The sequence below is a fragment of the Streptomyces chlorus genome, from assembly GCF_042655885.1.
In the GTDB taxonomy this organism is placed as follows: Bacteria; Actinomycetota; Actinomycetes; order Streptomycetales; family Streptomycetaceae; genus Streptomyces; species Streptomyces chlorus.
This window is the reverse complement of record NZ_JBHSOA010000089.1, coordinates 38,525-62,284: the sequence shown is the minus strand read 5'-3', so window position 1 is coordinate 62,284 and position 23,760 is coordinate 38,525. Positions and strand designations below refer to the sequence as shown.

Below are 23,760 nucleotides of genomic sequence, written 5' to 3'. Positions count from 1 at the left end.
GCGCCGGGGGTGCCGGGGGTGCGCGGAGGCTCGGACCGGGGCTCGGGTGCGGGGGCTTGGGCGGGGGCGCCGGGGGTGCCGGGGGTGCGCGGAGGCTCGGACCGGGGCTCGGACCGGGGTGCTGCGGGGGCTCGGGTGAGGGCTGGGTGAGGGCTTGGGCGGGTTCTGAAAGTCGGCTGGGATCGAGTGAACCGATCCGCAGAGCTCGTCCGATGAGAGGACGTGAGCGAAACGAGAAGCGATGGTGAGCTGCTGCGTGCCGTTGCCGAGGACGCCGACCGGCGCGCCTTCGAGGAGCTGTACCGGCGCTACGCCCCGTGGCTGACCGCCCGGATGCGCAGCCGGTGCGCCGATGCGGGGATCGTCGACGACGTCGTGCAGGAGACGTTCCTCGCGGTGTGGCGGGGGACGGCCCGGTACCGGGAGAACGCTGCGGCTGCGGTGGGTGCCGCCGGTACGTCGAGTGGAGCTCGTGGGGATGCCGCCGGGTGGCTGTGGCGGATCGCCTCGCGCCGGCTGATCGACGCGCTGCGCGGAGTCGGGGCGCGCGGCCGGCTGCGGCAGACGCTGGCCCGGCTGCGGCACCGGGACGAGGTCTCGGCGGAGGAACGCGTGCTCGCGGAGGTGGAGCACGGGGACCTGGCCGGCGCGCTGGTCCGGCTGTCGCCGGAGCTGCGCGCGGTGCTCCAGGCCACCGTCGTCGACGGGCTGACCACCCGCGAGGCGGCCGTGCTGCTCGGCATACCGCCGGGGACGGTCAAGACGCGGGCGATGCGGGCCCGCAAGCAACTGAGAGAGGCGCTGGCATGACGTACGACTCGACGGACGGCGCGGCCGGTGGTGTGGCGGAGGACGCGAACGGTGGCACGGCCGGACCACCGGTCGGTGGTCCGGCCGGGGGGACAGGGGGCGGCTCGCGGTGGCATGTGCCGGCGGAGGATCTACGGGCGTACGCGCGAGGTGAGCTGGCGGCGCCGATGCTGTGGTCCGCCGACACCCACCTCACCGCCTGCGCGCACTGCCGGGGCGTCCTCGCCGAGGCAGGGGACCCCGTCGCGCTCGACGCGGGCTGGGAACGGCTGGACGCCGAGCTGGACGCGCCCCGGCCGGGGTTCCTGGAGTCCCTGCTGCTGCGCCTCGGCGTCGCCGATCACACCGTGCGCCTCCTCGCGGCCACGCCGATACTGCGCCGTTCCTGGCTGGGCGCGGTCGTCGCCGTGCTGCTGCTGACCGTGGCCGCGGGCCATTTTGGCGCGGCCACCGGTTCGCCCACCGGTTCGCCCACCGGTTCGCCCACCCTCTTCCTCGCCCTCGCGCCGCTGCTGCCGCTCCTCGGGGTGGCGCTGTCGTACGGGCCCGTGCTGGACCCGACGTACGAGATGGCGGTCGTCGCCCCGATGCACGGGTTCCGGCTGCTGATGATCCGTACGGTGGCGGTGCTCGGCGCCGTGCTCGCCCTCAACGGCCTGGCGACGCTGGCCCTGCCCTGGTACGGCGCGGCAGCGCTGGCGTGGCTGCTGCCCGCCCTCGCGCTCAGCGCCACCGGCCTCGCGCTGACGGCCCGCCTGGGTCCGGTGCTGGCACCGTCCCTCGTCGGCGGCGGCTGGATCGCACTGCTGCTCGTCGCGCGGGCGGGCCGGGGGGCCGTGACCGACCCGCTCGCCCCGTTCACCGCGGCCGGGCAGGGGGTGTCGGCGCTGGTCGCCGTACTCGCGGCCGGCCTGCTCTTCCTGTTCCGCGACCGTTTCGACCTCAGCCGGGCGACGGGCACGGCCACGGTCGGTGGCGGTGGCGGTGGTGGCACGGTCTGAAGGCCGCTTCCGCCGTCCCACCTCTGTCGTCCCGCTTCGTCGGCTGCGTCGTCTCGTTCTCTCCCCTCTTCCCTTTCCCTTCCTTCTGCTTCTTCCACGACCTGTACGGGAGTTCTGTATGACCCCGACCGTCTCCGCCTCCGGGCTGAGTCTCCACTTCGGTGGCACCCGGGCCCTCGACGACGTGTCGTTGCGGCTGTCCACCGGTGTCACCGGCCTGCTCGGGCCCAACGGCGCGGGCAAGACGACCCTGTTGAGGGTGCTCGCCACCGCCGTCCCGGCCGACCGGGGCGTGTTCACGGTGCTCGGCCACGACCCCGGCACCTCGCGCGGCCGTCAGGAGGTCCGACGCCGGCTCGGCTATCTGCCGCAGGCGCCCGGTTTCCATCCCGACTTCACCGCCTTCGAGTTCGTCGACTACGTGGCGATCCTCAAGGAGGTCACCGACCGCGCCGCCCGGCACCGCGAGGTGCGGCGCGTACTGGACGAGGTCGGACTCACCGATGTCCGCGGAAAGCGGCTGCGGAAGCTGTCCGGCGGGATGCGCCAGCGGACCGCCCTCGCCGCGGCCCTGGTCGGCGGCCCCGCCTTCCTCGTCCTCGACGAGCCGACCGTCGGACTGGACCCCGAACAGCGCATGCGGTTCCGGGAGTTGATCGCGCAGGCCGGTGAGGGGCGGACCGTTCTGCTGTCCACCCACCAGACCGAGGACGTGGCGATGCTCTGCAACCGGGTGGTGGTCATGGCCGCCGGCAGCGTCCACTTCGACGGCACCCCCGCCGAACTGACCGCACAGGCCGCCGGGCGGGTGTGGAGCAGTGCCGAACGCGACCCCGGCGCGAAGGCGGGGTGGCGCACCGGCCTCGGCACCTTCCGCAACGTGGGCGACCCGCCCGACGGCGCCGACCTCCTCGAACCCACCCTGGAGGACGGCTACCTGCTCACCCTCGACGGTATCGGCGGCGTCGGCGTGGAGGTGGCGGCATGACCACGACGACCACCGCGACCGTGACCCCGCCCGCGGCGACCGCGTCGGCCGGACCGCGCGCGTCCTGGACGGCCGTGCTCGCCCTGGCCGGCTTCGAGGCCCGCAGACTGCTGACACGCCTGCCGGTCCTCATCGCCTTCGCCGTGTACATCGGCTGGACCGTGTGGCGTACGCGCACCTCCTTCGCGGGCTTCCCCGCCCTTCAGGACGCCGACCGCGCCACCCAGACCGCCCCCCTGCTCGTGGGACTCGCGGTGCTGCTCTCCGCCAACCAGGCCGTGCTGCGTTCGCGGCGGTACGACACCGAGCGGCACTTCGCCGTGCTGGTGCTGCCGCCGTGGCGCCGTACCGTCGCGCATCTGCTGTCCCTCGTACCGGCGGTGCTGCTTGTCGCGGCGTGCGTGGGAGGGCAGTTCGGGTGGGAGGCGCTCAAGCCCGGCGCGGTCGGGAACGGTTCGCCGGGCGAACTCCTCGTCGGGCCGCTGTCCGTGCTGCTGCTCGGGACGTTCGGGGTGTTGCTCGCCCGGCTGTTCGCCTCCGCCTTCGCGGCGCCGCTGCTGCTCGTCGTGCTGCTCTTCTCCTCCCTGTTCGCCGCGGTGCCCCAGGACGACGACGCGAGCCGGTGGCTGATGCCGGTGGTCGGCGAGTACAGCACCAGGACCCTGCCGTCCGAACTGCTGGACCGTCCGGCCGCCTGGCACGCCCTGTACCTCGCCGGGCTCGCGCTGAGCATGGCGCTGGCGGCGGTGCTGCTCTCCGGCGAGGGCGCCGGTTCCCGCTCCGGTTCCGGCCGGGGACGGGGCCTTCGGGGCCGGTTCGTCGGCAACTGGAGTGTTCATGCCGGGCTCGCCGGGGCGGTGGCGCTGACGCTGCTGGGCGCGGCGATGCAGACCGGCGGCGTGTCGGCACAGACGGAGAAGGCCCGTATACGGTACTCGACCGTCCCGCAGGACCTGCAGAAGTGCGTCGAACGGGACGGCACGTCGTACTGCGCCTTCCCGGAGTGGACCCCGCGCACCGACGACTGGGCCGAGGTCGTGGGCCAGGTGCGCTCCCTAGCGGGCGACGCCGTGCGGGACCGGCCGCTGGTCGTACGGCAGCGGGTCGAGGCACGGTACGGACTGACCGGCGACGCGGCGATGCCCCCGCTCACCGACCCGAACCAGGTGAGCGTCGGTACGACGTGGGGCGGCAACCGCGTCCCCGAGTTCGCCGTCGCCGTGGCCGGTGTGCTGGTCACCGGGAAGGAGGCGGAGGCGGGCGCCCTGTGCGACGGCCGGCTCGTCACCGTGATGTGGCTGGCGCTGGCCGGCCGGTCCGACCCGCTGTCCGACCTGAGCGACATCCGCCTCGACGACAGCACGTCCGGTTCGGCGATCGTCGTCTCGGAGACGGAACCGCTGTCCATGACCGCGGCGCACACCGAACTCGTCCGCGAACTGCTGGTCCGCCCGCGGGAGGAGACCGGCGCGAAGGTCACGGCGAACTGGGCCGAGCTGACGTCCCCGAAGGTGACGACGGACCGGACCGCGCAACTGCTGGGTCTGGACGCGCCGGAGGAGGCGGACGAGTGCCTGGAGTGAGCGGGGACATGAACCGGGGCACGGGGGCGTGGCGCGCGCTGGTGCGGCCGGTCGTACGGACGCTGCCGTGGCGGGCGATCGGGGTGGCGGGCGGCCTCGGGCTGCTGTTCGCCACCGCGCCCCGGCTGATGGGGGAGGACGCGACCGGCCGGCCGGCGCTGAACGCGCTGCGGATGTCCGCCATCGCCTTCGCGCTCGGCGCGGCCTTCCTGCTGGACGACCCGGCCCGGCACACCACCGCCGCCGTACCGACCCGGCGTGCCGTGCGGCACACCCTGCGCCTGGCCCTCGTGGTCCCGGTCGCGGCCCTGTGGTGGACGGTCGCGCTGCTGCTGGTCCCGGCGGGTGTACGGCCCCCGGTCGGCGGCGTCACCCTCGAAGCGGCGGCGACCCTCGCCCTCGCCCTGGCCGGAGCGGCGTTCGCCGTCCGCCGGTCGGACAGCACGCGGCCGGGCCAGGCCGTCGCGGGTGCCCTGTTCGCGACGGCGGTACTGGCATCCCTGCTGTGGCCGGAGCGCTGGGCCCTGTTCGTGGCGCCGGACGACGAGAGGTGGGCGGCGGCCCACGACCGGTGGACGGTACTGCTGTGCGCGGCCCTGGCGGTGTGGGCGACGTGCGGGGCGGAACCGGTACGGAGGCGGGGCGGCGGAGTCTTCGGGTTCCGCTCCTGAGGTCTGCGGGATCGGGGCGGAGGCCCGTGGGCCGGGGCCCGCGGTGGAGGCGATGCTGCTGGTCGATGCGGCCTGGCGTTCCGGGCTCCGCGAGCCTGTACCGCCGGAGCCGGGTACTCCGGCCGCGACCGTGACATATTCCCGGAAAGTGTCACGGTCGGCGGACTCATGCCCCAGGTCCGCCGGATGCGCCCACAGCGTCCGGAGGCCCGCGGACCCCGGGTCGAGGGTTGTGGGGCTCGCGGTGCGGGGCCGGGTCTCGGGCCCCGGGGCGGAGGCCGCGGGCTGCGGGGCTCGGGTTTCCACTCTCGTGCTGCGGGGCCGGGTTTCGGCCCGCGGGTTCAGGGCCCTACGGCTCAGGTCTCGGGCGGCGGGCTGCCGGTTCGGGTCTTGCGCTGCCGGTCTCGGGTCTCGGGCTGTCGGTTTCGGGTCTCGGGCGGCGGGCTGCCGGTTCGGGTCTCGCGCTGCTGGTTTTCGGGGCCCGGGTCGCGGGCTGCCGGTTCCGGGTCGCGGCGTCGCGGGCCGCGCGGGGGCAGGACTCAGGTCTCGGTGCGGTACATCAGGTCCGTCTCGTGGGTCAGGAAGCCCAGCCGCTCGTAGACGGCCACCGCCGCCTTGTTGTCGGCGTCCACGTACAGCATCGCGGTGGGCAGCCCCTGCTCGGCCAGATGCCGCAGCCCGATCGTCGTGAGGGACTTGCCGAGCCCGCCGCCCTGGGCCTGCGGGCTCACCCCGAGGACGTACACCTCGCCGAGGCTCTCCGCCCGGTGCGCCTTGGTCCAGTGGAAGCCGACGAGACGGCCGTCCCGCTCGGCGAGGAAGAAGCCCTTCGGGTCGAACCAGGGCTCGGCCTTGCGGTCGTCGAGGTCGCGCTGGGTGAGGGAGCCCTGTTCGGGGTGGTGGGCGAACGCGGCGGCGTTCAGCGCGAGCCAGGCGGCGTCGTCCTGGCCGGGAACGAAGGCGCGTACGGTCACGCCCTCGGGGAGCACCGGGTCGGGCAGGTCCAGGTCTGCCAACGGCCTCCGCATCTGCCGCAGTTCGCGGAAAAGCGTGAGGCCCAGGACCTGGGCGAGGTGCCGGGCGGCGGAGTGACCGCCGTGCGCCCACACCCGCAGCCGCTTGCCGGAGGCGCCGAGTAGCGCGGACCCGAGCGCCCGCCCGTGTCCCTGCCCGCGGTGCGAAGGGTGCACGACCAGTTCGGCGGCCGGGGGCTCGACCAGGTCGGTGTCCTCCAACTGGGCGTAGCCGACGAGTTCACCCGCGTCGGCATTGTTTCCCTCGCCCGTGAGGGAGAGCAGCAGATGCGAGACACCCGCCCGCTCCCCGCCGCGCAACTGCAACCGCCCCTGCTCGGACACCGCCTGCTGTCCGTCGGTCCCGGCGGCCTCGTCGAGCAGGGCGAGAACCGCCTCGACCTGCTCCGGGGAGAGCGCGGCGTGCGTCTGGAGCGAGCGGGTGCGGCCGGAGCGTGCGATGTCGTCGCTGGTCATGCGTACGAGGGTAAGCCGATGCCGCCGAAAACGGACGGGACACGGAGAACACCGTGACAGCCGATCGGGCCCGGCAACCACGGGCGGTGCGAAAGATAACCAGGATGTAACCGCGAACCCCCTGTCGTGCTACGCGCGTTGACCCTAGGCTTCCGGGCGGTCGGCGCGCCTCGCGAGGATCCTGTCCGGATTCACGTAGACCGGCCCCGGCCGACCCCGGACGCATCTCGAAGCACGCGGACTCGCCCGGATCCACGCACACTCACCCGGACCCACGCAGACCAACGCAGAACCACGCAGACCCACTGGGGGGCACATGCCAGCCACACCCGCATCACCGGCCTCGTCGGTACAGCGCCGCAGACGCCGTACGAACCGTCTTCTCGCGACCGCGGCCGGTGTGCTCACCGTCGGCGCGCTGACCGCGGCCACTCTGCCCGCCGGTGCGGCGAGCGCCGGTGAGGGCAAGGGCGGCACGTCGCACGGCCACCACAAGGGTCACGACGGCGGCAAGGGCGACAAGGGCCGCTACCAGGACGTGCAGTTGCTGTCCTTCAACGACCTGCACGGCAACCTCGAACCCCCGGCGGGCTCCTCGGGCCGGGTCACCCATCTCCACGAGGACGGGACGACGGAGAACATCGACGCGGGTGGGGTGGAGTATCTCGCCACGCATCTGCGCGAGGCACGCAAGGGAAACCGGTACTCCGTCACCGCGGCCGGCGGCGACATGGTCGGCGCGTCCCCGCTGATCTCGGGCCTGTTCCACGACGAGCCCGCCATCGAGGCGCTGAACAAGCTCGACCTGGACGTCACGTCCGTGGGCAACCACGAGTTCGACGAGGGCGCGCAGGAGCTGGCCCGGCTGCAGAACGGTGGCTGCCACCCCACCGACGGCTGCTACACGGACAAGAAGTTCAAGGGCGCCGACTTCCCGTACCTGGCGGCCAACGTCCTGAACGAGAAGACCAAAAAGCCCCTCCTCAAGCCGTACTGGGTGTGGAAGCAGAACGGCGTCAAGGTCGGCTTCATCGGCGTGACGCTGGAGGGCACCCCGGACATCGTGTCCGCCGAGGGCGTCAAGGGCCTGTCCTTCAAGGACGAGGTCGAGACGATCAACAAGTACGCCAAGGAGCTCCAGCGCCAGGGCGTGAAGTCGATCGTCGCCCTGGTCCACGAGGGCGGCTTCCCGGCCTCGTCCTCCTACAACTACGACTGCGACTCCCCGGGCGCGGGCGACGGCATCTCCGGCCCGATCGCGGACATCGCCAAGAACGTCTCGCCCCAGGTGGACGCGCTGGTCACCGGTCACACCCACGCGGCGTACGTCTGCACGATCCCGGACCCGGCGGGCAACCCCCGCATGGTCACCTCGGCCGCCTCCTTCGGCCGCCTCTACACGGACACGACGCTGACGTACGACCGCCGCACGGGTGACATCGCCCGTACGGCCGTGAAGTCGGCGAACCACGTGGTGACGCGGGACGTCCCGAAGGCGCCGGACATGACCCGGCTGATCGACAAGTGGAACACCCTCGCCGCACCCATCGGCAACCGCGCGATCGGCCACATCTCCGGTGACATCGTCAAGGACGGCACCGAGTCCCCGCTCGGCGACCTGATCGCCGACGCCCAGCTGGAGTACGGCAGGACGCTGGACCCGGAGACCGACCTGGCCCTGATGAACCCGGGTGGCGTCCGCGCGTCCCTCACCTACGCGGCGAGCGCCGCCGAGGGCGACGGCGTGGTCACCTACGCCGAGGGCTTCACCGTCCAGCCCTTCGCCAACACGGTCAACCTCCAGGACTTCACCGGCGCTCAGTTGATCCAGGTCCTCAAGGAGCAGGTGAGCGGCCCGAACGAGGCATCGATGAAGATCCTCCAGATCTCCTCCGGCCTGACCTACACCCTGGACCTGACGAAGACGGGCGCGGGCCGGGTGGTGACGGACTCCATCCGGCTGAACGGCGAGCCGATCGACGGGGCCGCCACCTACCGCGTGGCCACGAACAGCTTCCTCGCGGGCGGCGGCGACGGCTTCCCGACCCTCGGCGAGGGCACGGGCGACCTGGTCGGCGAGGACGACCTGACGGCCCTGGAGCAGTACCTGACGGCCAACTCCTCGGCCACGAACCCGATCGCGCCGCCGGCGGCGGACCGCATCACGATCGTGCGGTAGCCGACCGACGGCCTCGGGGAAGGCCCGGCGCACCTGGCAGGCCGTGCGAGGCCTACGGGACACTGTTGGCGAATGCGCGGGCCCGGGGCATGGATCCGCAGAGTGTGTCACTTTCCCGGAAAGTGACACGCTCTGCGGCAGGAACATCCCCGGGCCACCGCCGTGGACGCGCGGAGACCGGAACCATCAGGCGGGATTGACCAGCAGCGTCGGCCTACGGGTACCGGGTCCCTTCTTCCTGTTCCGGCTCAGGTCCGCTTGGGGCCGGTGAGCGCCTCTCCGATCACGAAGCCGGTAGCGGGGCCCTTCGGGATGTCGACATCGGTTCCGTAGGGGACCCGCACGACGCCCAGCCAGTCGGCTTTGTCGGGCCGAGGTTCGGTGAGGACGGTGACGGTGCCCTGTGCGTCGTAGTCGTCGATGATCACGTACACCGGAATTCCGGCACGGGCGTATTCACGGCGTTCCCTGACCCGGTCGCGGTCTTGATCTCAGACATGGTCTCGGGCCTCTCGTGCGCAAGAGCGGTCATGGTGACGTCACCTCCTCAAGTGGGGGCTGAGCGTGCTCAGGGCACGAGCAACGTGATCACGGTAGGCGTGGCGATACGGCTGACCAGGGGAAACGCCTCCGGATCGCTCGATCGGGTGAGGAACGGCGCCCCGGCCCCGGTGTCTGACCATGGCGAGCAGGGGCGACTACCGCATCCCGGCCGAAGCCGTCGCGGACGAGGACGCCGCCTCTCCTGCCGACACCGAGGTGGAGTAATCGGGGAGGGCGGACGCGTACCGGTCCCGCGCGCATGTCCGGCACGAACCCGTCACGCCGAGACGGCGTCTCCCGCGCCGGGCCACACGACCGCCTGCGCGACGATCACCCGGTCGCCGTTGAACGTGACCGACGGCCCTTCGTGGAGGCGATAACCCATCGCCAGGGCCTCGCTCACACGATGACAGAACGCCACATCATCAGGACCGGTCAGTACGCGGTACACAGGCAGCCCATCCGGTGGTGTCTTCATGATCACAGCGTGCCATACGCACCCTGCCGCCCGTCGAGGCCGGTCGTACCCGTCCACGGAAGCGTCCGGGCAGGGGAGGGCCTGTCGGGACAGGCCGACGATGGCGGCAGTTCGAAGCGAGGACGTGTCTGGTCCACCACGCACCAGGCGCCACGTGCCGCGACGCGCCCTCGGTGTCAGAGGGCCACGAGGTCGATGACGTTGATGACGACGTGGCGGTTGGAGACGACGTAGGTGATGAAGCCGCCCCGGAAGGCCGCCGACCAGCTGTTGTCGCGGTTGCTGAGGGCCGGCGGGCCGAACGGGTTGAGCGTGAGCAGTTTCTCGAGGTTCTCGAGCGAGGTTCGCTGGGAGTCCGGTAAGGCGGCCTTTCGCTCCGCCGCACGGTCCACGTAGCGGATGAGGTAGGCGCTCATCGACGTCCGCCCGCCTCGACGGACCGGCCGTCCGCGTCATAGGCGTGGCCCTCCGCGTCGCGGAACACGAGGCCTTCGGTGTCGTCCTCCGTCATGCGCTTGACGGTCTGCTCCACGGCGTCGAGATAACCGGGTGTGGCGCAGGCACAGGCGAAGGGGAACCACTTGTCGATCGCGGCGTCGAGCGCCGGCTGGTCGAAGTCGGCGGCCGCGCTCAGCCACTCCTGCTCGAAGGCCTGCAGCCAGTCCCGGCGCCGTTGCAGGGCCGCTCGGATCGCCTCGGGTGTCCTCTCGCAGGAGTTCGGATCCACCTCGTGGGCCATGGTCGGCTCCTCATCTCCGGCCGGGGTGTGGCATGGAGGCCGGAGGTCCACGGTAGAGCGCGCGAAGTGCCGGACGGGGCCGGTCGGACGTGTCACTCGCCACCACCCGCCCTGACGCGTTCTCCCCGGCTGACCGCGACACGCAGTACGTCCTCCAGGGACTCCGTCGCCCTGGTGAGCGCGAAGCGCACCGCCCGCTCACCGGCCCTCGGGTCGCCGAGCACGGCTCTGGCACCCGAGAGCACTTGCTCACCCGAGTCCAGCTGGGCCGCCTCGATGTCGTCGCCGGGCATCGAAAAGTCGCCGCCCGGACCACCCGATGATCTGATCTACGGCACCTCGGGGGGCGGGATCGGGGCCCCGGGAAGACGGATCGTGGCCGTCGTGCCCCCGGCGCCGTCCTCGGCGCGGGTCAGAGTGACCGTGCCACCCGCCTGCTGGACCGTGCGGGCCACGATGGACAGGCCGAGGCCCGAACCGGGGAGCGCGCGGGCGGTCGGGGAGCGCCAGAAGCGATCGAAGACGTAGGGGAGTTCGTCGGCGGGGATGCCGGGCCCGTGGTCGCGGACGGTGAGGACGCCGTCGGCGAGGCGGACCTCGACCGTGCCGCCCTCCGGACTGAACTTCACCGCGTTGTCGAGGACATTGACGACGGCCCGCTCCAGCGCGGACGGCTCCGCCCGCACGTACCAGGGCTGTACGTCCGCCGTGATGGTCAGCTCCGGGCCGCGCAGCCGGGCGCGGCGCAGCGCCGACTCCACGACGTCCTGCCAGGCGACGATCTGCGCACGCCCCTCGTGCTGGCCGGTGTCCGGCCGCGACAGCTCCTGCAAGTCGCCGATGAGCGCGGCCAGTTCCGTCATCTGTGCCGTGACCGAGGTGAGCAGCGCCCTGCGGTCCCCGGCGGGCAGGGGACGGCCCGTCTCCTCGCTGCGGGTGAGGAGTTCGATGTTGGTACGCAGGGAGGTGAGCGGGGTGCGCAGTTCGTGGCCGGCGTCCGCGATGAGCTGCTGTTGCAGGTCGCGGGAGCTGGCCAGGGCGGACGTCATGGAGTTGAAGGAGCGGGAGAGGCGGGCGACCTCGTCCTCGGCGTCGTCCTCGACGGGAATGCGGATGCCCAGGTCCTCGGTGCGGGCCACCTCCTCCACGGCCTCGGTGAGTTCGTCCACGGGGCGCAGGCCGGCGCGGGCGACCGCGAGACCGGCGACGGCCGCGCCCAGGACGCCGATGCCGGAGACGAGGAGCAGGATCAGCGCGAGGTCGTTCAGCGTCGACTCGGTGCCCTTGAGCGGGACGGCGACGAGGACGGCGGCCTTGGAACTGGTCAGCGTGCTCGGGTCGTTGATCACCAGCGGCAGGGTCAGCACGCGCACCTCGGCGCCGTCCTGGTCGGTGCCGTCGCGGTACAGGCCCGTCGAGCCGGTTCCCGCGCTCGCGATGACGTCCCGGTCGGACGGGGTGACCTCGATCCTGCCCGCCGAGTTGGGGAACAGGCACACGGTGCCGTCGTCCATGACCACCTGGGAGAAGGTCTCCCCGAAAGCCCCGTCCATGCTGTCCCGAGGCGTGTCCGTGCAGGTGTTCAGTGCCCTGCGGATCTCGTCGACCCGCTGCGGGCCCTGGAGCACCGTCGCCTTCTCCAGGTCGTTGTCGAGCTGCTCGTACAGCTTCCCCTGCACGATGAACCAGCACGTCACCGACACCGCCGCCACCGCGAACGCCACCGCCGCCGCCACCAGCAGCGACAGCCGCGCCCGGATCGGGAGCGAGCGGAACCTGCGGACCAGCCTGTTCACTCCGCGCCGCCCTGCCGCAGGGCGTAGCCGACGCCCCTCACCGTGTGCACCAGACGCGGCTCGCCACCCGCCTCGGTCTTGCGGCGCAGGTACATGACGTACACGTCGAGGGAGTTCGACGACGGCTCGAAGTCGAAGCCCCAGACCGCCTTCAGGATCTGCTCCCGCGTGAGCACCTGGCGCGGGTGCGCCATGAACATCTCCAGCAGTGTGAACTCCGTACGGGTCAGCTCCACCTGGCGGGTGCCCCGCGACACCTCGCGGGTCGACAGGTCCATGCGCAGGTCGGCGAAGGCGAGGACATCGCTGTGCTCGGTGGCACCGGCCACGGCGGCCGCGTACGAGCTGCGGCGCAGCAGCGCGCGGATACGGGCGAACAGCTCGTCCAGCTCGAACGGCTTGACCAGGTAGTCGTCCGCCCCGGCGTCCAGTCCCGTCACCCGGTCGCCGACCGTGTCCCGGGCGGTCAGCATCAGGATGGGCATGGTGTCGCCGGTGGCACGGATGCGGCGGGCGGCGGTCAGGCCGTCCATCCGGGGCATCTGGATGTCGAGGACGACCAGGTCGGGCCGGTACGTCGCCGCCTTCTCCAGGGCGTCCGCGCCGTCGACGGCGACCTCGGTGTCGTATCCCTCGAAGGCGAGGCTGCGCTGAAGCGCTTCGCGTACCGCCGGCTCGTCGTCGACGATCAGGATGCGCTGGGGGTCACGGTCGCCTTCTGCGGGGCTCATGGCTCGGGTTCCTCTGTCTGCACGGGGCGGGGCGGGGGCGCGGGGGCAGGGCTTGGGGCCTGCGGGCTTCAGCCTCTCAAGCTCTCAGGCTCGCACGATCCCCCGGGGCGCGGGCGGCCCCGGTCGGCACCGGGTCAGCCGCGCACGGTACGGCGGTGGCTGCCGCGACCGGGGCTGGGCTTCCGGTGGGGCGGGGGCGGGGTGACTTCCGGGGCCCGCCGTGTCGGCACGCGCAGCTCGGCCGCGACCTCCAGCGCGAGGGCGAGACCGGCGGGGTCGCTGCCGGCGTCGGGTACCTGGTGGGTGACCTGCGGGATCTGCTTGATCATGTCGGACTCCTCGGGTGGGCGCCGCGTCGTCACGTCAGTTCATGGAGCCGGCCCGCAGCGTCGGGAGGTCGGCCTTGAGCGTGTTGACCGGGATGGCGAAGCCCAGGCCCACGCTGCCGGCGTCGGCCGAGGAGGAGCCGCTGCCGCTCGCCGCGTACATCGCGGAGTTGATGCCGATGATGTTGCCGTTCATGTCGATCAGCGCGCCGCCGGAGTTCCCGGGGTTCAGGGACGCGTCGGTCTGGATCGCCTTGTACGTCGTCGTGGCCCCGCCGGTGTCGCCGTTGAACTGCCGGCCGCCGAACGCGAACGGCCAGCCGCCGCCCTGCTGCCCCTGCTGCTGTTGCTGCCCCTGGCTCTCGTTCGTGGAGACGGTCACGTCACGGTTGAGCGCCGAGACGATGCCGCTGGTGACGGTGCCGGTCAGGCCCTCGGGGGAGCCGATCGCCACGACTTCGTCGCCGACCTGAACGCCGTCGGAGTTGCCGAGGGCGGCCGGTGTCAGGCCCGACGCGTTGTTCAGCTTGATCAGCGCGAGGTCCTTCGCGCTCTCCGTGCCGACGACGTCCGCGGTGTACGTCTTGCCGTCGCTGGTCCGCACCGTGACCGAGGAGGCGCCGGCGACGACGTGGTTGTTGGTGACGATCTCGCCGTCGTGGGTGATGATCACGCCGGAGCCGGTGGACGATCCGGCGCTGGAGGTGGCGTTGATCTCGACGATACTCGGGCTGACCGCCTTGGCGACGCCGGACACCGTGCCCTTCTGGCCGGTCGGTACCACGCTGGTGCTGGTGGAGCCGGAGGAGGCAACGGTTCCGCTGCCGGTCAGCTCCTGGATGCCGTACGCGGTGCCGCCGCCCACGGCCGCCGCCACGATCGCCACGGCGGCGAGCAGTGTGGCCGGGCCCCGGGTCCGCTTACGGCGGCGCGCGGGGGCGGTCGGCTCGGACGCGTGGGCCGAGCCCGCGGGGTCCGCCGGGTGCACGACAGGGATCGGGCGCGTTGCCGCCGTCGGACCCGTCGGACCCGTCGGGTGCGCGGTAGTGGTCGGGTGCCCCGGGCCGGCCGGGCCCGTCGAGGGCTGGACACCGGCGTCGGTCGTGACCTGCTGCTGACCCGGCTGCTCAGACCGCTGTCCCGGCTGCGGCAGATGCCCCGGTGCGTACGCCGGCGGGGCCGGCCACTCCGGTTTCACGGGGGAGGAGCGGGACTGGTGGCCGCCCGCCTCGGGGCTCTCGTGTTCGCTGCTGCGGCGATGGCTCTCGGTCATGTCAACGAGCCTGGCGCCCGACGATGAGAGCATCCTGAGTGCCCGCTGAGAAGCCCGACAGAACCTCGTATGCCCGATATAAAGACGGCGGGGCCGCCCGGAGGCCGGGTGTTACCCGCAGCCGCAGGAGCGGCGGATCACCAGTTCGGACGGGAAGATCTTCAGCCGCTCGCGCTGCGAGCCGGCCACCCGCAGCCCGTCGTCGAGGACGAGGTCGACCGCCGCGCGCGCCATCGCCGAGCGGTCGGAGGCGACCGTCGTCATCGGCGGGTCGGTGAGCGCCGCCTCCTTGATGTCGTCGAACCCGATGACCGCCAGCTCGCCGGGCACGTCGATGCGCAGCTCGCGCGCCGCGCGCAGCACGCCGACCGCCTGGTCGTCGGTGGAGCAGAAGATCGCGGGCGGGCGGTGGGGCCCGGAGAGGATGTCGAGCCCGACGCGATAGGCGTCGTAGCGGTTGTACGGGGCCTCGAAGAGGCGGCCCTCGGTCGGGATGCCGGCGTCCTCCATGGCCCGCCGCCAGCCCTCGACGTGGTCGGAGACCGGGTCGCCGACGGAGGGGGTCTCGGCGGTGCCGCCGACACAGGCGACGTACGCGTTGCCGTGTTCCAGCAGGTGGCGGACGGCGAGCTGGGCGCCGCCGAGGTCGTCGGTGACGACGGCGACGTCGTCGATGGCCTCGGGGCGCTCGTGCAGCAGGACGATCCGGGCGTCCCAGGCGTCTATCTCCGCGGCGGCAAGGTCGTTCAGCGCATGGCTGACCAGGATCAGCCCGGAGACGCGCATTCCGAGGAATGCCCGCAGGTAGTGGACCTCGCGCTCGGCCACATAGTCGGAGTTCCCGACCAGCACCATCTTTCCGCGCTCGGACGCGGCCTGTTCGACCGCGTGCGCCATCTCCCCGAAGAAGGGCTGGCGCGCGTCCGGCACGATCAGGCCTACGAGATCCGTACGCCGCGACGCCATCGCCTGGGCGACCCGGTCCGGCCGGTATCCCAGCTCCTTGATCGCGGCGAGTACGCGTTCGCGCGTGGCCGGGGCGACCGGCCTCGGTCCGTTGTTGATGACATAGCTGACGACGGCGGTGGAGGTACCCGCCAGCCGAGCCACATCATCCCTAGTCACCTTGGCCACGCGCGGAGTCTACGCGGATATAACCGGTCGGGGCAGAGCGTGAACGACCTTGTGAACAGCACGGAAACGGCTCGCGTGTGCGGGCGCGGCGCCCGTGCGGGTGCCGTTCACGCCTGGGTCGAGGCCTCGGCGGCGTCCCGGGCGGCCGTCTCGTCCGCATCCGCCGCCTTTTGGCGATCGGACTCGGCCTGCTGCCGGTCGGCCTTCGCCTTGGCCTCCTCGGCGGCCCGCTCGCCCTTCTCCGGCGTAACGAATCGGTAACCCACGTTCCGCACGGTGCCGATCAGCGACTCGTGCTCGGGGCCGAGCTTGGCGCGCAGCCGCCGTACGTGGACGTCGACCGTTCGAGTGCCGCCGAAGTAGTCGTAGCCCCAGACCTCCTGCAGCAGCTGGGCGCGGGTGAAGACGCGGCCGGGGTGCTGGGCGAGGTACTTCAGGAGCTCGAACTCCTTGAACGTGAGATCGAGGACGCGGCCCTTGAGTTTGGCGCTGTAGGTCGCCTCGTCGACGGACAGGTCACCGTTGCGGATCTCCGTGGGGGAGTCGTCGCCGACGATCTGCTGCCGGCCCATCGCGAGCCGCAGCCGGGCCTCCACCTCCGCCGGTCCCGCGGTGTCGAGGAGGACGTCGTCGATGCCCCAGTCCGCGGTGACGGCGGCGAGGCCGCCCTCGGTCGCCACGAGGACGAGGGGGCAGCCGGGACCGGTGGACCGCAGCAGCCGGCACAGGTTGCGGACCTGCGGGAGGTCGCGCCGGCCGTCGACGAGGATGACGTCGGCGCCGGGGGTGTCGACCAGGGCGGGGCCCTCGGCGGGGGCCACCCGCACATGGTGGAGCAGCAGGCCGAGAGCGGGGAGCACCTCCGCCGACGGCTGGAGGGCGTTGGTCAGCAGGAGCAGTGAACTCATCGCACCCCTCCTTCGAGTCCGTCGAGGACGCGGTCCTGGCCCCGGGGCTCGGGCCGTGGTGCTGCCCGCGACCGGGTCGTCATTCGTCCGTGCACGGTTCGCTCGCCCATAACGTCTGGTTCCTCCTCGGTCCCTGCGATGGGGGCACCTCCCACGCCGTTAGGGCAGTGGGGGAGTTTACGGCACCGTTTCGTGCGTTTCGACGGCCCGTACACCGGCGGTTTCCCGCGTCGTATACAACGCTTCCGAAAGCACAAAAGGACTCGGGGGCTTCACTGCCCGAGTCCTCTCTCCAGAAGAATAGCCGACATGAGCACCGATCCGTCAGGTCGTGTGGCGGGTCCCACCAATGGTCCGCATTTCAAGAAACGTGATGTGACGCGTGAAGTCACCTGTGGCGATACGTCTTTTCGGACGTTCTTGCGCACGGTGGACGGCGTGCGGATCGATTCCGTATACAACCCGGCTGCGGCCGGAAGGGTGACCGGGAAGGACGCCTCACGGCCGCCTTCCCATGACCTTGCGTTCGTGATCGCGCACGGGTTCACGGGGGACGTGGACCGGCCGCATGTACGGCGGGTCGCGCGGGCGTTCGCACGGCACGGGGAGCTGTGGGTGGAGCCGGGCACGGGCCGCGCGGAGAACGCGACCCCGAGAGACTGCCGCACCGGACAGGGGATGGGGCCGTGGCCCGGGCGGGCTAGCCTGACCGTGTTCACTGTCAAACGATTGAGGAACCAGTAGATGGCAAAGGTCACGGTGCGGTACTGGGCCGCCGCCAAGGCCGCGGCCGGGGTGGCCGAGGAGTCGTACGAGGCGGTCACGCTCGCCGACGCGCTCGACGCGGCGCGCGAGCGGCACCCCGGCGAACTCACGCGTGTCCTGCGGCGATGCTCGTTCCTCGTCGACAGTGATCCCGTGGGCACCCGCGCACATGAGACGGTACGGCTGGCCGACGGCGGCACGGTCGAGGTGCTCCCGCCGTTCGCAGGAGGGTGAGCGATGACCAACCAGCCGTATCAGGGCTACGACGGGTACGACGGGCGCCGCGAGGGTCACGAGGGTCACGAGGACTACGACCCCTACGGCCGGCCCCAGCCCGAGCCCCAGCACCAGCGGCCTGAAGGACAGGCGCAGGGGCCGTCGCAGGCGTGGCCCGGAGGGCAGCAGGCGTACGACGATCCGCACGCCGCCCAGCAGTACACGCAGCAGTGGCAGGGGCAGACCTGGGAGACGCAGATGCAGCCCCCGGTTCCGCCGACGGCCGCGGAGGAGACGTCGTACCTGCCCCAGCACACCGGACGGACTCCGCAGTCCCCTGCCGCCCCGCAGAACCCGCAGACCCCTCCGGGACCTGCCGGGTACGCGGGTCAGGGTGACGGCGGCGCGCTCGGCGGGCCCGCGGTGTACGCGGGGCACGGGGCGGTCCCCGCCTACGGGGCACCGATCCCCGGTACCAATCCCGGTGCCGCTGCCGGGGCCATGCCCCCGCTCGCCTCCGCCGCGCCCGCCCCGCCTGCCGCACCCTCGGCCTCCGCCGCACCCGCCTCCGATGCCCCCGACGGTCCCGGGTACGGGCCCGCCACCCTCGCCGGGAACACCCGGGTCGCGGACGCGCAGCGTGCCCGCGCGGAGGGGCGTTCGCCGATCATCGAGCCCGGCATGCAGCCGGCGGCGCTCACCGCGCTACTGGGGCTGCTGCTCGCCGGTGGGGCGGCGCTGGGCACGTACGCCCTGCTCGTGCCGCTGGTGGCCCTCCAGGGGCTCACCGCGGCCGGCTGGTTCCGGCTGAACGGCATGTGGCCCGCGCGGCAGGGCATCGCGTTGGGCTTCCTCGGGGCGCTGGTCGCGGACGTGGCACTGCTCGCGTCCGACCGGTCGCCGTCGGCCCTTCTCGGCACGCTCGGCGTGTGGATGCTGCTGTCGCTGGTGCTTCAGCTCCGGTCGCACGCCGATCCCGACGAGCGGATGTACGGCCTGACGGCGACGGTCACCGCGGCCGCGCTGGCGATCGTGGCGAGCGGCTACCTGGCGGCCGGCGCCGACGCGGTGACGGTCGGCGGGATCGGAGTGGCGGCGGCGGTCGTGGCGCGGGCGCTGCCGTTGCCGACACCGGCGTCCGTGGTGGCCGCGCTGCTCGTGGCGGCCGGTGCGGGTGCGCTGGCCGGCGGGATGACGGGGGTCGGCGCCTCGGGCGCGCTGATCGGCGCGGGCGCGGCGGTCTGCGCCCTGATCGGCCACCGCGCCGCGAGCTACGACTACCCGTCCCGGTTCGTCCACTTCACGGCCGGAGTGGCCCTGCCCCTGGCCGCGGCGGCACCGGCGGTGTACGTCCTGGGCCGCGTCGCCGGCTGACGTCCCGGCCGCGTACCGCGGTCCCGTGTCCCGCCTCCTCCGCCGATGGTCGTCGGCGGGGGAGGCCCGTTTCGGCTGCCTGTCACAGGTGATCGACAATTCCGGGGTTCTCCCGGACGTGCGGGCTACTCTCGCGTAGGACGGCTGCCCGGTCGTCGGGGACTGTCGTCGAAACGCACCCAGGTGAGGGAATCAACCGCATGCGCGCACTGCGAATACTGCTGATCATCGTCGTGATCCTGGGCGGCATCTTCGTGATCGTGGACCGCCTCGCGGTCAACTTCGCGGAGGGCGAGGTGGCCGACCGGCTCAAGGCGACCGAGAACCTCAGCACTACCCCCGACGTGTCCATCAACGGTTTCCCCTTCCTCACCCAGATCGCCGGCGGCTCCCTCGACGAGGTGCAGATCGGGATCCAGGAGTACGAGGCCGGTACCGGCGGCGGCAAGCAGAACATCCGGATCGAGGACCTGCACGCCGACATGAAGGGCGTCGAGTTCTCCGGCGACTTCAGCTCCGCCACCGCCGCCGACGCGACCGGTACCGCGAGCGTGACCTACGACGAGCTGCTCAAGACCGCCACGTCCGAGCCCACGCAGGTCGGCCCCGGTGTCACCGCCGGCGTCGTCGGCCTCTCCGACGGCGGCAACGGGAAGATCAAGGTCATGGTGGAGGCCACCGTGCTCGGCACCAAGCTGCCCGAGCCGGTCTCCGTCCTCAGCTCCGTCACCGTCGTGGACGGCGACACCGTGCGGGTCCACGCGGACGGGCTGCCCTCGTTCGGCGGTGTCGAGATGGCCGAGGCGCGGGTGCGGGAGATCACCGACTTCGAGCAGAAGATCGACGGCCTGCCCGGCGGGATCAAGCTCGACAAGGTCGAGGCGGGGAAGTCCGGTGTCGACATCACCGTGCAGGGTTCCCACGTCCGGCTTGCCGGGTAGGTAGGCGGTCGGCGGGGCCACTCCGCCCCCGAGAGGGTCCCGGTGGACCCAGATGTCCGACAGGCGAGACGGAGGCGTCCGTAGAGCAGATCGAGGGTGGGCGCGGTCGGGTCCGGGGCGGGCGGGAGCGGGCTCGCCCCTCCTGTCATCCCATATTGCGGATAACCTTGTCTCAGTATGCGACACGGCGGTGACATGCCCGCCCTGTCCTCCTTACGATCGACGGCATGCAGTGTCAGACGAGCGTCCTCCGAGCGCGGGGACAGGCGGATCTCACGAAGCGGCGGGCAGTGGACCTCTGCCGCGTCGCCGCCATGCTCTGTCGACCTTTCTGAGCGGGCGCCCCGCCGCCCGCGTCCCCACCTCGCCCCGCCGAGGGGCATCCGCGTGCCCGCTCCCGCAGGAGTGCCGCGCACCCGCATTACCCGCACGCCCCGCCGCAACTGCCCCGGAGGAGACAAGAGCATGAGCCGTCACGACGTACTGGTCGACGCCGACTGGGTCCAGGAACACCTGGACGATCCGACCATCGCCCTCGTCGAGGTGGACGAGGACACCACCGCGTACGAGAAGAACCACATCAAGAACGCCATCCGGATCGACTGGACCAAGGACCTCCAGGACCCGGTCCGCCGTGACTTCGTCGACCAGGAGGGCTTCGAGAAGCTCCTGTCGGAGAAGGGCGTCTCCAACGACCACACGGTCATCCTCTACGGCGGCAACAACAACTGGTTCGCCGCGTACGCCTACTGGTACTTCAAGCTGTACGGCCACGAGAACGTCAAGCTCCTCGACGGCGGCCGCAAGAAGTGGGAGCTGGACGCCCGCGAGCTGGTCCCCGGCGACGAGGTGCCCCAGCGGGCGAAGACCGAGTACAAGGCCAAGCCGCAGGACCTGTCCATCCGCGCCTTCCGCGACGAGGTCGTGGACGCCATCGGCGTGCAGAACATCGTCGACGTGCGCTCGCCCGACGAGTTCTCCGGCAAGCTGCTCGCGCCGGCGCACCTGCCGCAGGAGCAGTCGCAGCGTCCCGGCCACGTGCCGACCTCCCGCAACATCCCGTGGTCGAAGAACGCCAACGACGACGGCACCTTCAAGTCCGACGAAGAGCTCAAGGCGCTCTACGAGGACGAGCGGATCGACCTGGCCAAGGACACCATCGCCCTGTGCCGCATCGGTGAGCGCTCCGCGCTGTCCTGGTTCGTGCTGCACGAGCTGCTGGGCGTGGAGAACGTCAAGAACTACGACGGCTCCTGGACCGAGTACGGCTCCCTCGTCGGCGTGCCGATCGAGCTCGGCCCCGCCAAGTAGGCCCTCGCCCGAACCGCGACCCGACCCCGACCAGACCACTAGACCAGTTCAGGAGTACGCCATGTGCGGTGCGAAGGCCGGCGGCCCGGACGCCTCGACGATCAAGCCCGGCGAGACCACGATCCAGGGTCATCTGACCCGTGACGGCGAGCCGGTGACGGGCTATGTCCGTCTGCTGGACTCGACCGGCGAGTTCACCGCGGAGGTTCCGACCTCCGCGACCGGGCAGTTCCGCTTCTACGCGGCGGAGGGCACCTGGACGGTTCGCGCCCTGGTGCCCGGCGGTACCGCCGACCGCACGGTCGTCGCCCAGCAGGGCGGTCTGGCCGAGGTCGCCATCGCGGTGTGAGGGCTCCTCGAAGGGCCGCATCCCACGGGATGCGGCCCTTCGGCATATCTGCACAGCCGCGTACCTGCACGCCTGCGGGTCCGGTTCTACGCTGGAGGTATGTACGCGCGCAGGCGGCATACCTACTTCGCCATGATGGGCACGTGCATCGTGCTGTTCGTCCTGGCCTGCGCCGTGGTGCGGCTCTGGTCGGTCCCGGTGGCCGTGGGCATGTGCGTGGTGGCCATGATCATCCCGCCGTTCGCCGCCATGGTCGCCAACCGGCGCGGCCCCGACGACCGCTGGTGGGACGACCCCTCCGGCGACCCCGAGTCCGACGCGTGGTGGGACGAACTGGACGGGAAGAAGAGGCCCGGGCCCCGGTGAGCCCTCCGTATCAGTAGACGAGCGCCTGCGTGTCGTCCGCCAGCGCCTCCTGGACGAACACCTGCGCGCCCGCGATGCGTACGCCCTCGATGACGTCCTTCTCCGTGATGTCCCGGCGCGCCGCGCACTGGGTGCACAGGGTGAGACGGCCCCCCGCGACGATCGAGTCCAGCAGGTCCGGCAGCGGCGCCGCGTGCGGCAGCTCGAACTCCGCGGCCCTGCCCGGCAGCGCGAACCAGGCCGACTCCCCGGTGAGCCACAGCGAGACATCCACACCGCTGGCCACGGCCACCGCCGCCACCGTGAACGCCTGCGAGCAGCGTTCGGGGGCGTCGGCCCCCGCGGTCACCTTGATCACGAGCTTCTTCGCCATACCCGGATCGTAGTCATTCCCGTCCCGCTCGTTCCGCTCGTTCCGCCCGTGCCCGAGAGCCCGTGCCCGAGAGCTTGTCGCCGGACCGGCCACCGGTCCCGGCCACCGGTCCCGGACACCACCCCGCGCCACCGGGTGGGTGCACGTCGGGGCCGGGGTCCGGCCGCGTAAGCTGAGGAGCAGCCCTGCGCACATCACCGCACCCCCGCTCAAGGAGCACCCCGTGGTTATCTTCTTCGAAGCCCTGCTGGTCCTGGTCGCCGTCGGCGTTCTCGCCTTCGCCGGGCTGGCCGTGAAGAAGCTGTACCAGGGTCAGCGCTGACCGCCCACTCCAGGAACTGCCACTGATGATCGAGATCCCGTCCGACCTCCACAAGGACCTCGTGCCGCTCGCCTTCCTGCTCGGCGACTGGGCGGGCGCAGGCGTGCACGACTTCCCCGGCTCGGAGAAGTGCAATTTCGGGCAGGAGGTCTCCTTCACCCACGACGGCCGGGACTTCCTGGAGTACACCTCCCACAGCTGGGTGCTCGACGGGGACGGCGGCAAGGTCCGGCCGCTCGAGTCCGAGCACGGCTTCTGGCGGATCGACGCCCACCGCAAGGTCGAGGTCACGATGGTCCGCGACGACGGCGTCGTCGAGATCTGGTACGGCGAGCTGGCCCACCAGAAGCCGCAGATCGACCTGGTGACGGACGCCGTGGCGCGCACCGCGGCCGCTCGGCCCTACAGCGGCGGCAAGCGGCTGTACGGCTACGTCAAGAGCGACCTGATGTGGGTCGGCGAGAAGCAGACCCCCGAGGTCGAGCTGCGCCCCTACATGTCGGCGCACCTGAAGAAGGTCGTCACCCCCGAGGACGTCGAGCGCTGGGCCAAGGCCCTGCCCGACGACATGCCGGACGACGGGATCGCCTTCTTCAAGTGAGCCTTGAGGTTCTGGAACCCGGGTTCCGGGATCCAGGTCCTAGACTCGTGGTGTGGTGAGCACCGACTGGAAGAGCGACCTCAGGCAGCGCGGCTACCGGCTGACGCCGCAGCGCCAACTCGTGCTCGAAGCCGTCGACACGCTGGAGCACGCGACCCCCGACGACATTCTCGTGGAAGTGCGCAGGACGGCGTCGGGGGTCAACATCTCGACCGTCTACCGCACCCTGGAGCTCCTGGAGGAGCTGGGTCTGGTCAGCCATGCCCACCTCGGGCACGGCGCCCCGACCTACCATCTCGCCGACCGGCACCACCACCTCCACCTCGTCTGCCGTGACTGCACCGAGGTCATCGAGGCGGACGTGGAGGTGGCCGCCGAGTTCACGGCGAAGCTGCGCGACACCTTCGGATTCGACACCGACATGAAGCACTTCGCGATCTTCGGCCGCTGCAAGGACTGTTCCCCGAAGGGTTCAACTACCGAGTCGTAGGC

General features: G+C 71.7%; 29 protein-coding genes. 16 read left to right on the top strand and 13 right to left on the bottom strand.

The window, feature by feature from the left end:
- Nucleotides 1-222 precede the first annotated feature (222 nt).
- From ACFPZI_RS31225 to ACFPZI_RS31205, 5 genes are all read left to right on the top strand, one after another.
- Entirely contained in the window at nt 223-810 is a 588-nt protein-coding gene (locus ACFPZI_RS31225; protein WP_381370189.1) for an RNA polymerase sigma factor, read from the top strand.
- Complete coding sequence (locus ACFPZI_RS31220; RefSeq protein ID WP_381370186.1) at nt 807-1,811, top strand: cupin domain-containing protein; 1,005 nt, start codon at nt 807-809, stop codon at nt 1,809-1,811. Before ACFPZI_RS31225 ends, ACFPZI_RS31220 begins: the two co-directional genes overlap by 4 nt.
- A 118-nt stretch (nt 1,812-1,929) precedes the next feature.
- Nucleotides 1,930-2,799: an ABC transporter ATP-binding protein gene (locus ACFPZI_RS31215; protein ID WP_381370183.1), complete on the top strand. Its 870-nt coding sequence runs from the start codon at nt 1,930-1,932 to the stop codon at nt 2,797-2,799.
- Complete coding sequence (locus ACFPZI_RS31210) at nt 2,796-4,382, top strand: ABC transporter permease (protein WP_381370180.1); 1,587 nt, start codon at nt 2,796-2,798, stop codon at nt 4,380-4,382. The genes ACFPZI_RS31215 and ACFPZI_RS31210 overlap by 4 nt, the downstream gene beginning before the upstream one ends.
- Nucleotides 4,383-4,390: 8 nt before the next feature.
- Nucleotides 4,391-5,053 (top strand): ABC transporter, encoded by a 663-nt coding sequence (locus ACFPZI_RS31205; protein ID WP_381370177.1) that lies wholly within the window; start codon nt 4,391-4,393, stop codon nt 5,051-5,053.
- 539 nt (nt 5,054-5,592) lie between these two features.
- Here the strand turns inward: ACFPZI_RS31205 and mshD are convergent.
- On the bottom strand, nt 5,593-6,543 hold the full coding sequence (gene mshD, locus ACFPZI_RS31200) for a mycothiol synthase (RefSeq protein WP_381370174.1): 951 nt from the start codon (nt 6,541-6,543) through the stop codon (nt 5,593-5,595).
- A 316-nt stretch (nt 6,544-6,859) separates the two neighbouring features.
- Between mshD and ACFPZI_RS31195 the strand changes: the two genes are divergently transcribed.
- Nucleotides 6,860-8,722: a bifunctional metallophosphatase/5'-nucleotidase gene (locus ACFPZI_RS31195; RefSeq protein WP_381370171.1), complete on the top strand. Its 1,863-nt coding sequence runs from the start codon at nt 6,860-6,862 to the stop codon at nt 8,720-8,722.
- A gap of 248 nt (nt 8,723-8,970) precedes the next feature.
- Here ACFPZI_RS31195 and ACFPZI_RS31190 read toward each other — a convergent pair whose 3' ends face one another.
- The 11 genes from ACFPZI_RS31190 to ACFPZI_RS31140 all read right to left on the bottom strand — a co-directional run bounded on the left by ACFPZI_RS31190 (nt 8,971) and on the right by ACFPZI_RS31140 (nt 16,650).
- A complete protein-coding gene (locus tag ACFPZI_RS31190) occupies nt 8,971-9,156 on the bottom strand; it encodes a hypothetical protein (RefSeq protein ID WP_381370168.1) in 186 nt (61 codons plus the stop codon).
- A gap of 386 nt (nt 9,157-9,542) precedes the next feature.
- A complete protein-coding gene (locus ACFPZI_RS31185; RefSeq protein ID WP_381370165.1) occupies nt 9,543-9,743 on the bottom strand; it encodes a DUF1737 domain-containing protein in 201 nt (66 codons plus the stop codon).
- Between the two features lie 176 nt (nt 9,744-9,919).
- Nucleotides 9,920-10,159, bottom strand: coding sequence for a hypothetical protein (locus tag ACFPZI_RS31180; protein WP_381370162.1), 240 nt, complete (start codon nt 10,157-10,159; stop codon nt 9,920-9,922).
- On the bottom strand, nt 10,156-10,482 hold the full coding sequence (locus ACFPZI_RS31175; protein WP_381370159.1) for a hypothetical protein: 327 nt from the start codon (nt 10,480-10,482) through the stop codon (nt 10,156-10,158). Before ACFPZI_RS31175 ends, ACFPZI_RS31180 begins: the two co-directional genes overlap by 4 nt.
- A 92-nt stretch (nt 10,483-10,574) precedes the next feature.
- Nucleotides 10,575-10,775 carry a sulfatase gene (locus ACFPZI_RS31170; RefSeq protein ID WP_381370156.1) on the bottom strand — a complete coding sequence of 67 codons (201 nt, stop codon included), beginning with the start codon at nt 10,773-10,775 and terminating at the stop codon, nt 10,575-10,577.
- 36 nt (nt 10,776-10,811) lie between these two features.
- On the bottom strand, nt 10,812-12,278 hold the full coding sequence (locus ACFPZI_RS31165; RefSeq protein WP_381370153.1) for a sensor histidine kinase: 1,467 nt from the start codon (nt 12,276-12,278) through the stop codon (nt 10,812-10,814).
- Nucleotides 12,275-13,009: a response regulator transcription factor gene (locus ACFPZI_RS31160; RefSeq protein WP_381370150.1), complete on the bottom strand. Its 735-nt coding sequence runs from the start codon at nt 13,007-13,009 to the stop codon at nt 12,275-12,277. The genes ACFPZI_RS31165 and ACFPZI_RS31160 overlap by 4 nt, the downstream gene beginning before the upstream one ends.
- 134 nt (nt 13,010-13,143) lie before the next feature.
- Nucleotides 13,144-13,338 carry a hypothetical protein gene (locus ACFPZI_RS31155; protein ID WP_381370147.1) on the bottom strand — a complete coding sequence of 65 codons (195 nt, stop codon included), beginning with the start codon at nt 13,336-13,338 and terminating at the stop codon, nt 13,144-13,146.
- Nucleotides 13,339-13,372: 34 nt separating this feature from the next.
- Nucleotides 13,373-14,608, bottom strand: coding sequence for a S1C family serine protease (locus ACFPZI_RS31150; RefSeq protein ID WP_381370145.1), 1,236 nt, complete (start codon nt 14,606-14,608; stop codon nt 13,373-13,375).
- A 111-nt stretch (nt 14,609-14,719) separates the two neighbouring features.
- Entirely contained in the window at nt 14,720-15,742 is a 1,023-nt protein-coding gene (locus ACFPZI_RS31145; RefSeq protein ID WP_381370142.1) for a LacI family DNA-binding transcriptional regulator, read from the bottom strand.
- Nucleotides 15,743-15,849: 107 nt separating this feature from the next.
- The gene (locus tag ACFPZI_RS31140; RefSeq protein ID WP_381370139.1) at nt 15,850-16,650 is read right to left on the bottom strand and encodes a winged helix-turn-helix transcriptional regulator; all 801 of its coding nucleotides are present in this window, start codon (nt 16,648-16,650) and stop codon (nt 15,850-15,852) included.
- A gap of 309 nt (nt 16,651-16,959) precedes the next feature.
- Between ACFPZI_RS31140 and ACFPZI_RS31135 the strand changes: the two genes are divergently transcribed.
- The 8 genes from ACFPZI_RS31135 (at nt 16,960) to ACFPZI_RS31100 (ending at nt 21,972) form a co-directional block, all read left to right on the top strand.
- The gene (locus tag ACFPZI_RS31135) at nt 16,960-17,394 is read left to right on the top strand and encodes a hypothetical protein (protein ID WP_381370136.1); all 435 of its coding nucleotides are present in this window, start codon (nt 16,960-16,962) and stop codon (nt 17,392-17,394) included.
- A complete protein-coding gene (locus ACFPZI_RS31130) occupies nt 17,395-17,649 on the top strand; it encodes a MoaD/ThiS family protein (RefSeq protein ID WP_381370133.1) in 255 nt (84 codons plus the stop codon). It abuts the gene before it with no gap.
- A 3-nt stretch (nt 17,650-17,652) separates the two neighbouring features.
- A complete protein-coding gene (locus ACFPZI_RS31125) occupies nt 17,653-19,005 on the top strand; it encodes a hypothetical protein (RefSeq protein WP_381370130.1) in 1,353 nt (450 codons plus the stop codon).
- Nucleotides 19,006-19,205: 200 nt separating this feature from the next.
- Nucleotides 19,206-19,946: an LmeA family phospholipid-binding protein gene (locus ACFPZI_RS31120; RefSeq protein WP_381370128.1), complete on the top strand. Its 741-nt coding sequence runs from the start codon at nt 19,206-19,208 to the stop codon at nt 19,944-19,946.
- 227 nt (nt 19,947-20,173) lie between these two features.
- Nucleotides 20,174-20,281 (top strand): Ms5788A family Cys-rich leader peptide, encoded by a 108-nt coding sequence (locus ACFPZI_RS31115; RefSeq protein ID WP_350849312.1) that lies wholly within the window; start codon nt 20,174-20,176, stop codon nt 20,279-20,281.
- A 130-nt stretch (nt 20,282-20,411) separates the two neighbouring features.
- Nucleotides 20,412-21,257, top strand: a complete 846-nt coding sequence (locus ACFPZI_RS31110; protein WP_381370125.1) for a sulfurtransferase — start codon at nt 20,412-20,414, stop codon at nt 21,255-21,257.
- A gap of 61 nt (nt 21,258-21,318) precedes the next feature.
- On the top strand, nt 21,319-21,606 hold the full coding sequence (locus ACFPZI_RS31105; protein WP_055606626.1) for a DUF1416 domain-containing protein: 288 nt from the start codon (nt 21,319-21,321) through the stop codon (nt 21,604-21,606).
- A gap of 99 nt (nt 21,607-21,705) precedes the next feature.
- Nucleotides 21,706-21,972 (top strand): DUF3099 domain-containing protein, encoded by a 267-nt coding sequence (locus tag ACFPZI_RS31100; protein WP_381370122.1) that lies wholly within the window; start codon nt 21,706-21,708, stop codon nt 21,970-21,972.
- A gap of 10 nt (nt 21,973-21,982) precedes the next feature.
- Here the strand turns inward: ACFPZI_RS31100 and ACFPZI_RS31095 are convergent, their stop codons facing one another.
- Nucleotides 21,983-22,345, bottom strand: coding sequence for a DsrE family protein (locus tag ACFPZI_RS31095; protein ID WP_042174837.1), 363 nt, complete (start codon nt 22,343-22,345; stop codon nt 21,983-21,985).
- Nucleotides 22,346-22,692: 347 nt separating this feature from the next.
- Between ACFPZI_RS31095 and ACFPZI_RS31090 the strand changes: the two genes are divergently transcribed.
- Together ACFPZI_RS31090 and ACFPZI_RS31085 are read left to right on the top strand one after the other, a co-directional pair.
- A complete protein-coding gene (locus ACFPZI_RS31090; RefSeq protein WP_381370119.1) occupies nt 22,693-23,268 on the top strand; it encodes a heme-binding beta-barrel domain-containing protein in 576 nt (191 codons plus the stop codon).
- Between the two features lie 52 nt (nt 23,269-23,320).
- The gene (locus ACFPZI_RS31085) at nt 23,321-23,758 is read left to right on the top strand and encodes a Fur family transcriptional regulator (protein WP_381370116.1); all 438 of its coding nucleotides are present in this window, start codon (nt 23,321-23,323) and stop codon (nt 23,756-23,758) included.
- The last annotated feature ends 2 nt before the right edge of the window (nt 23,759-23,760 follow it).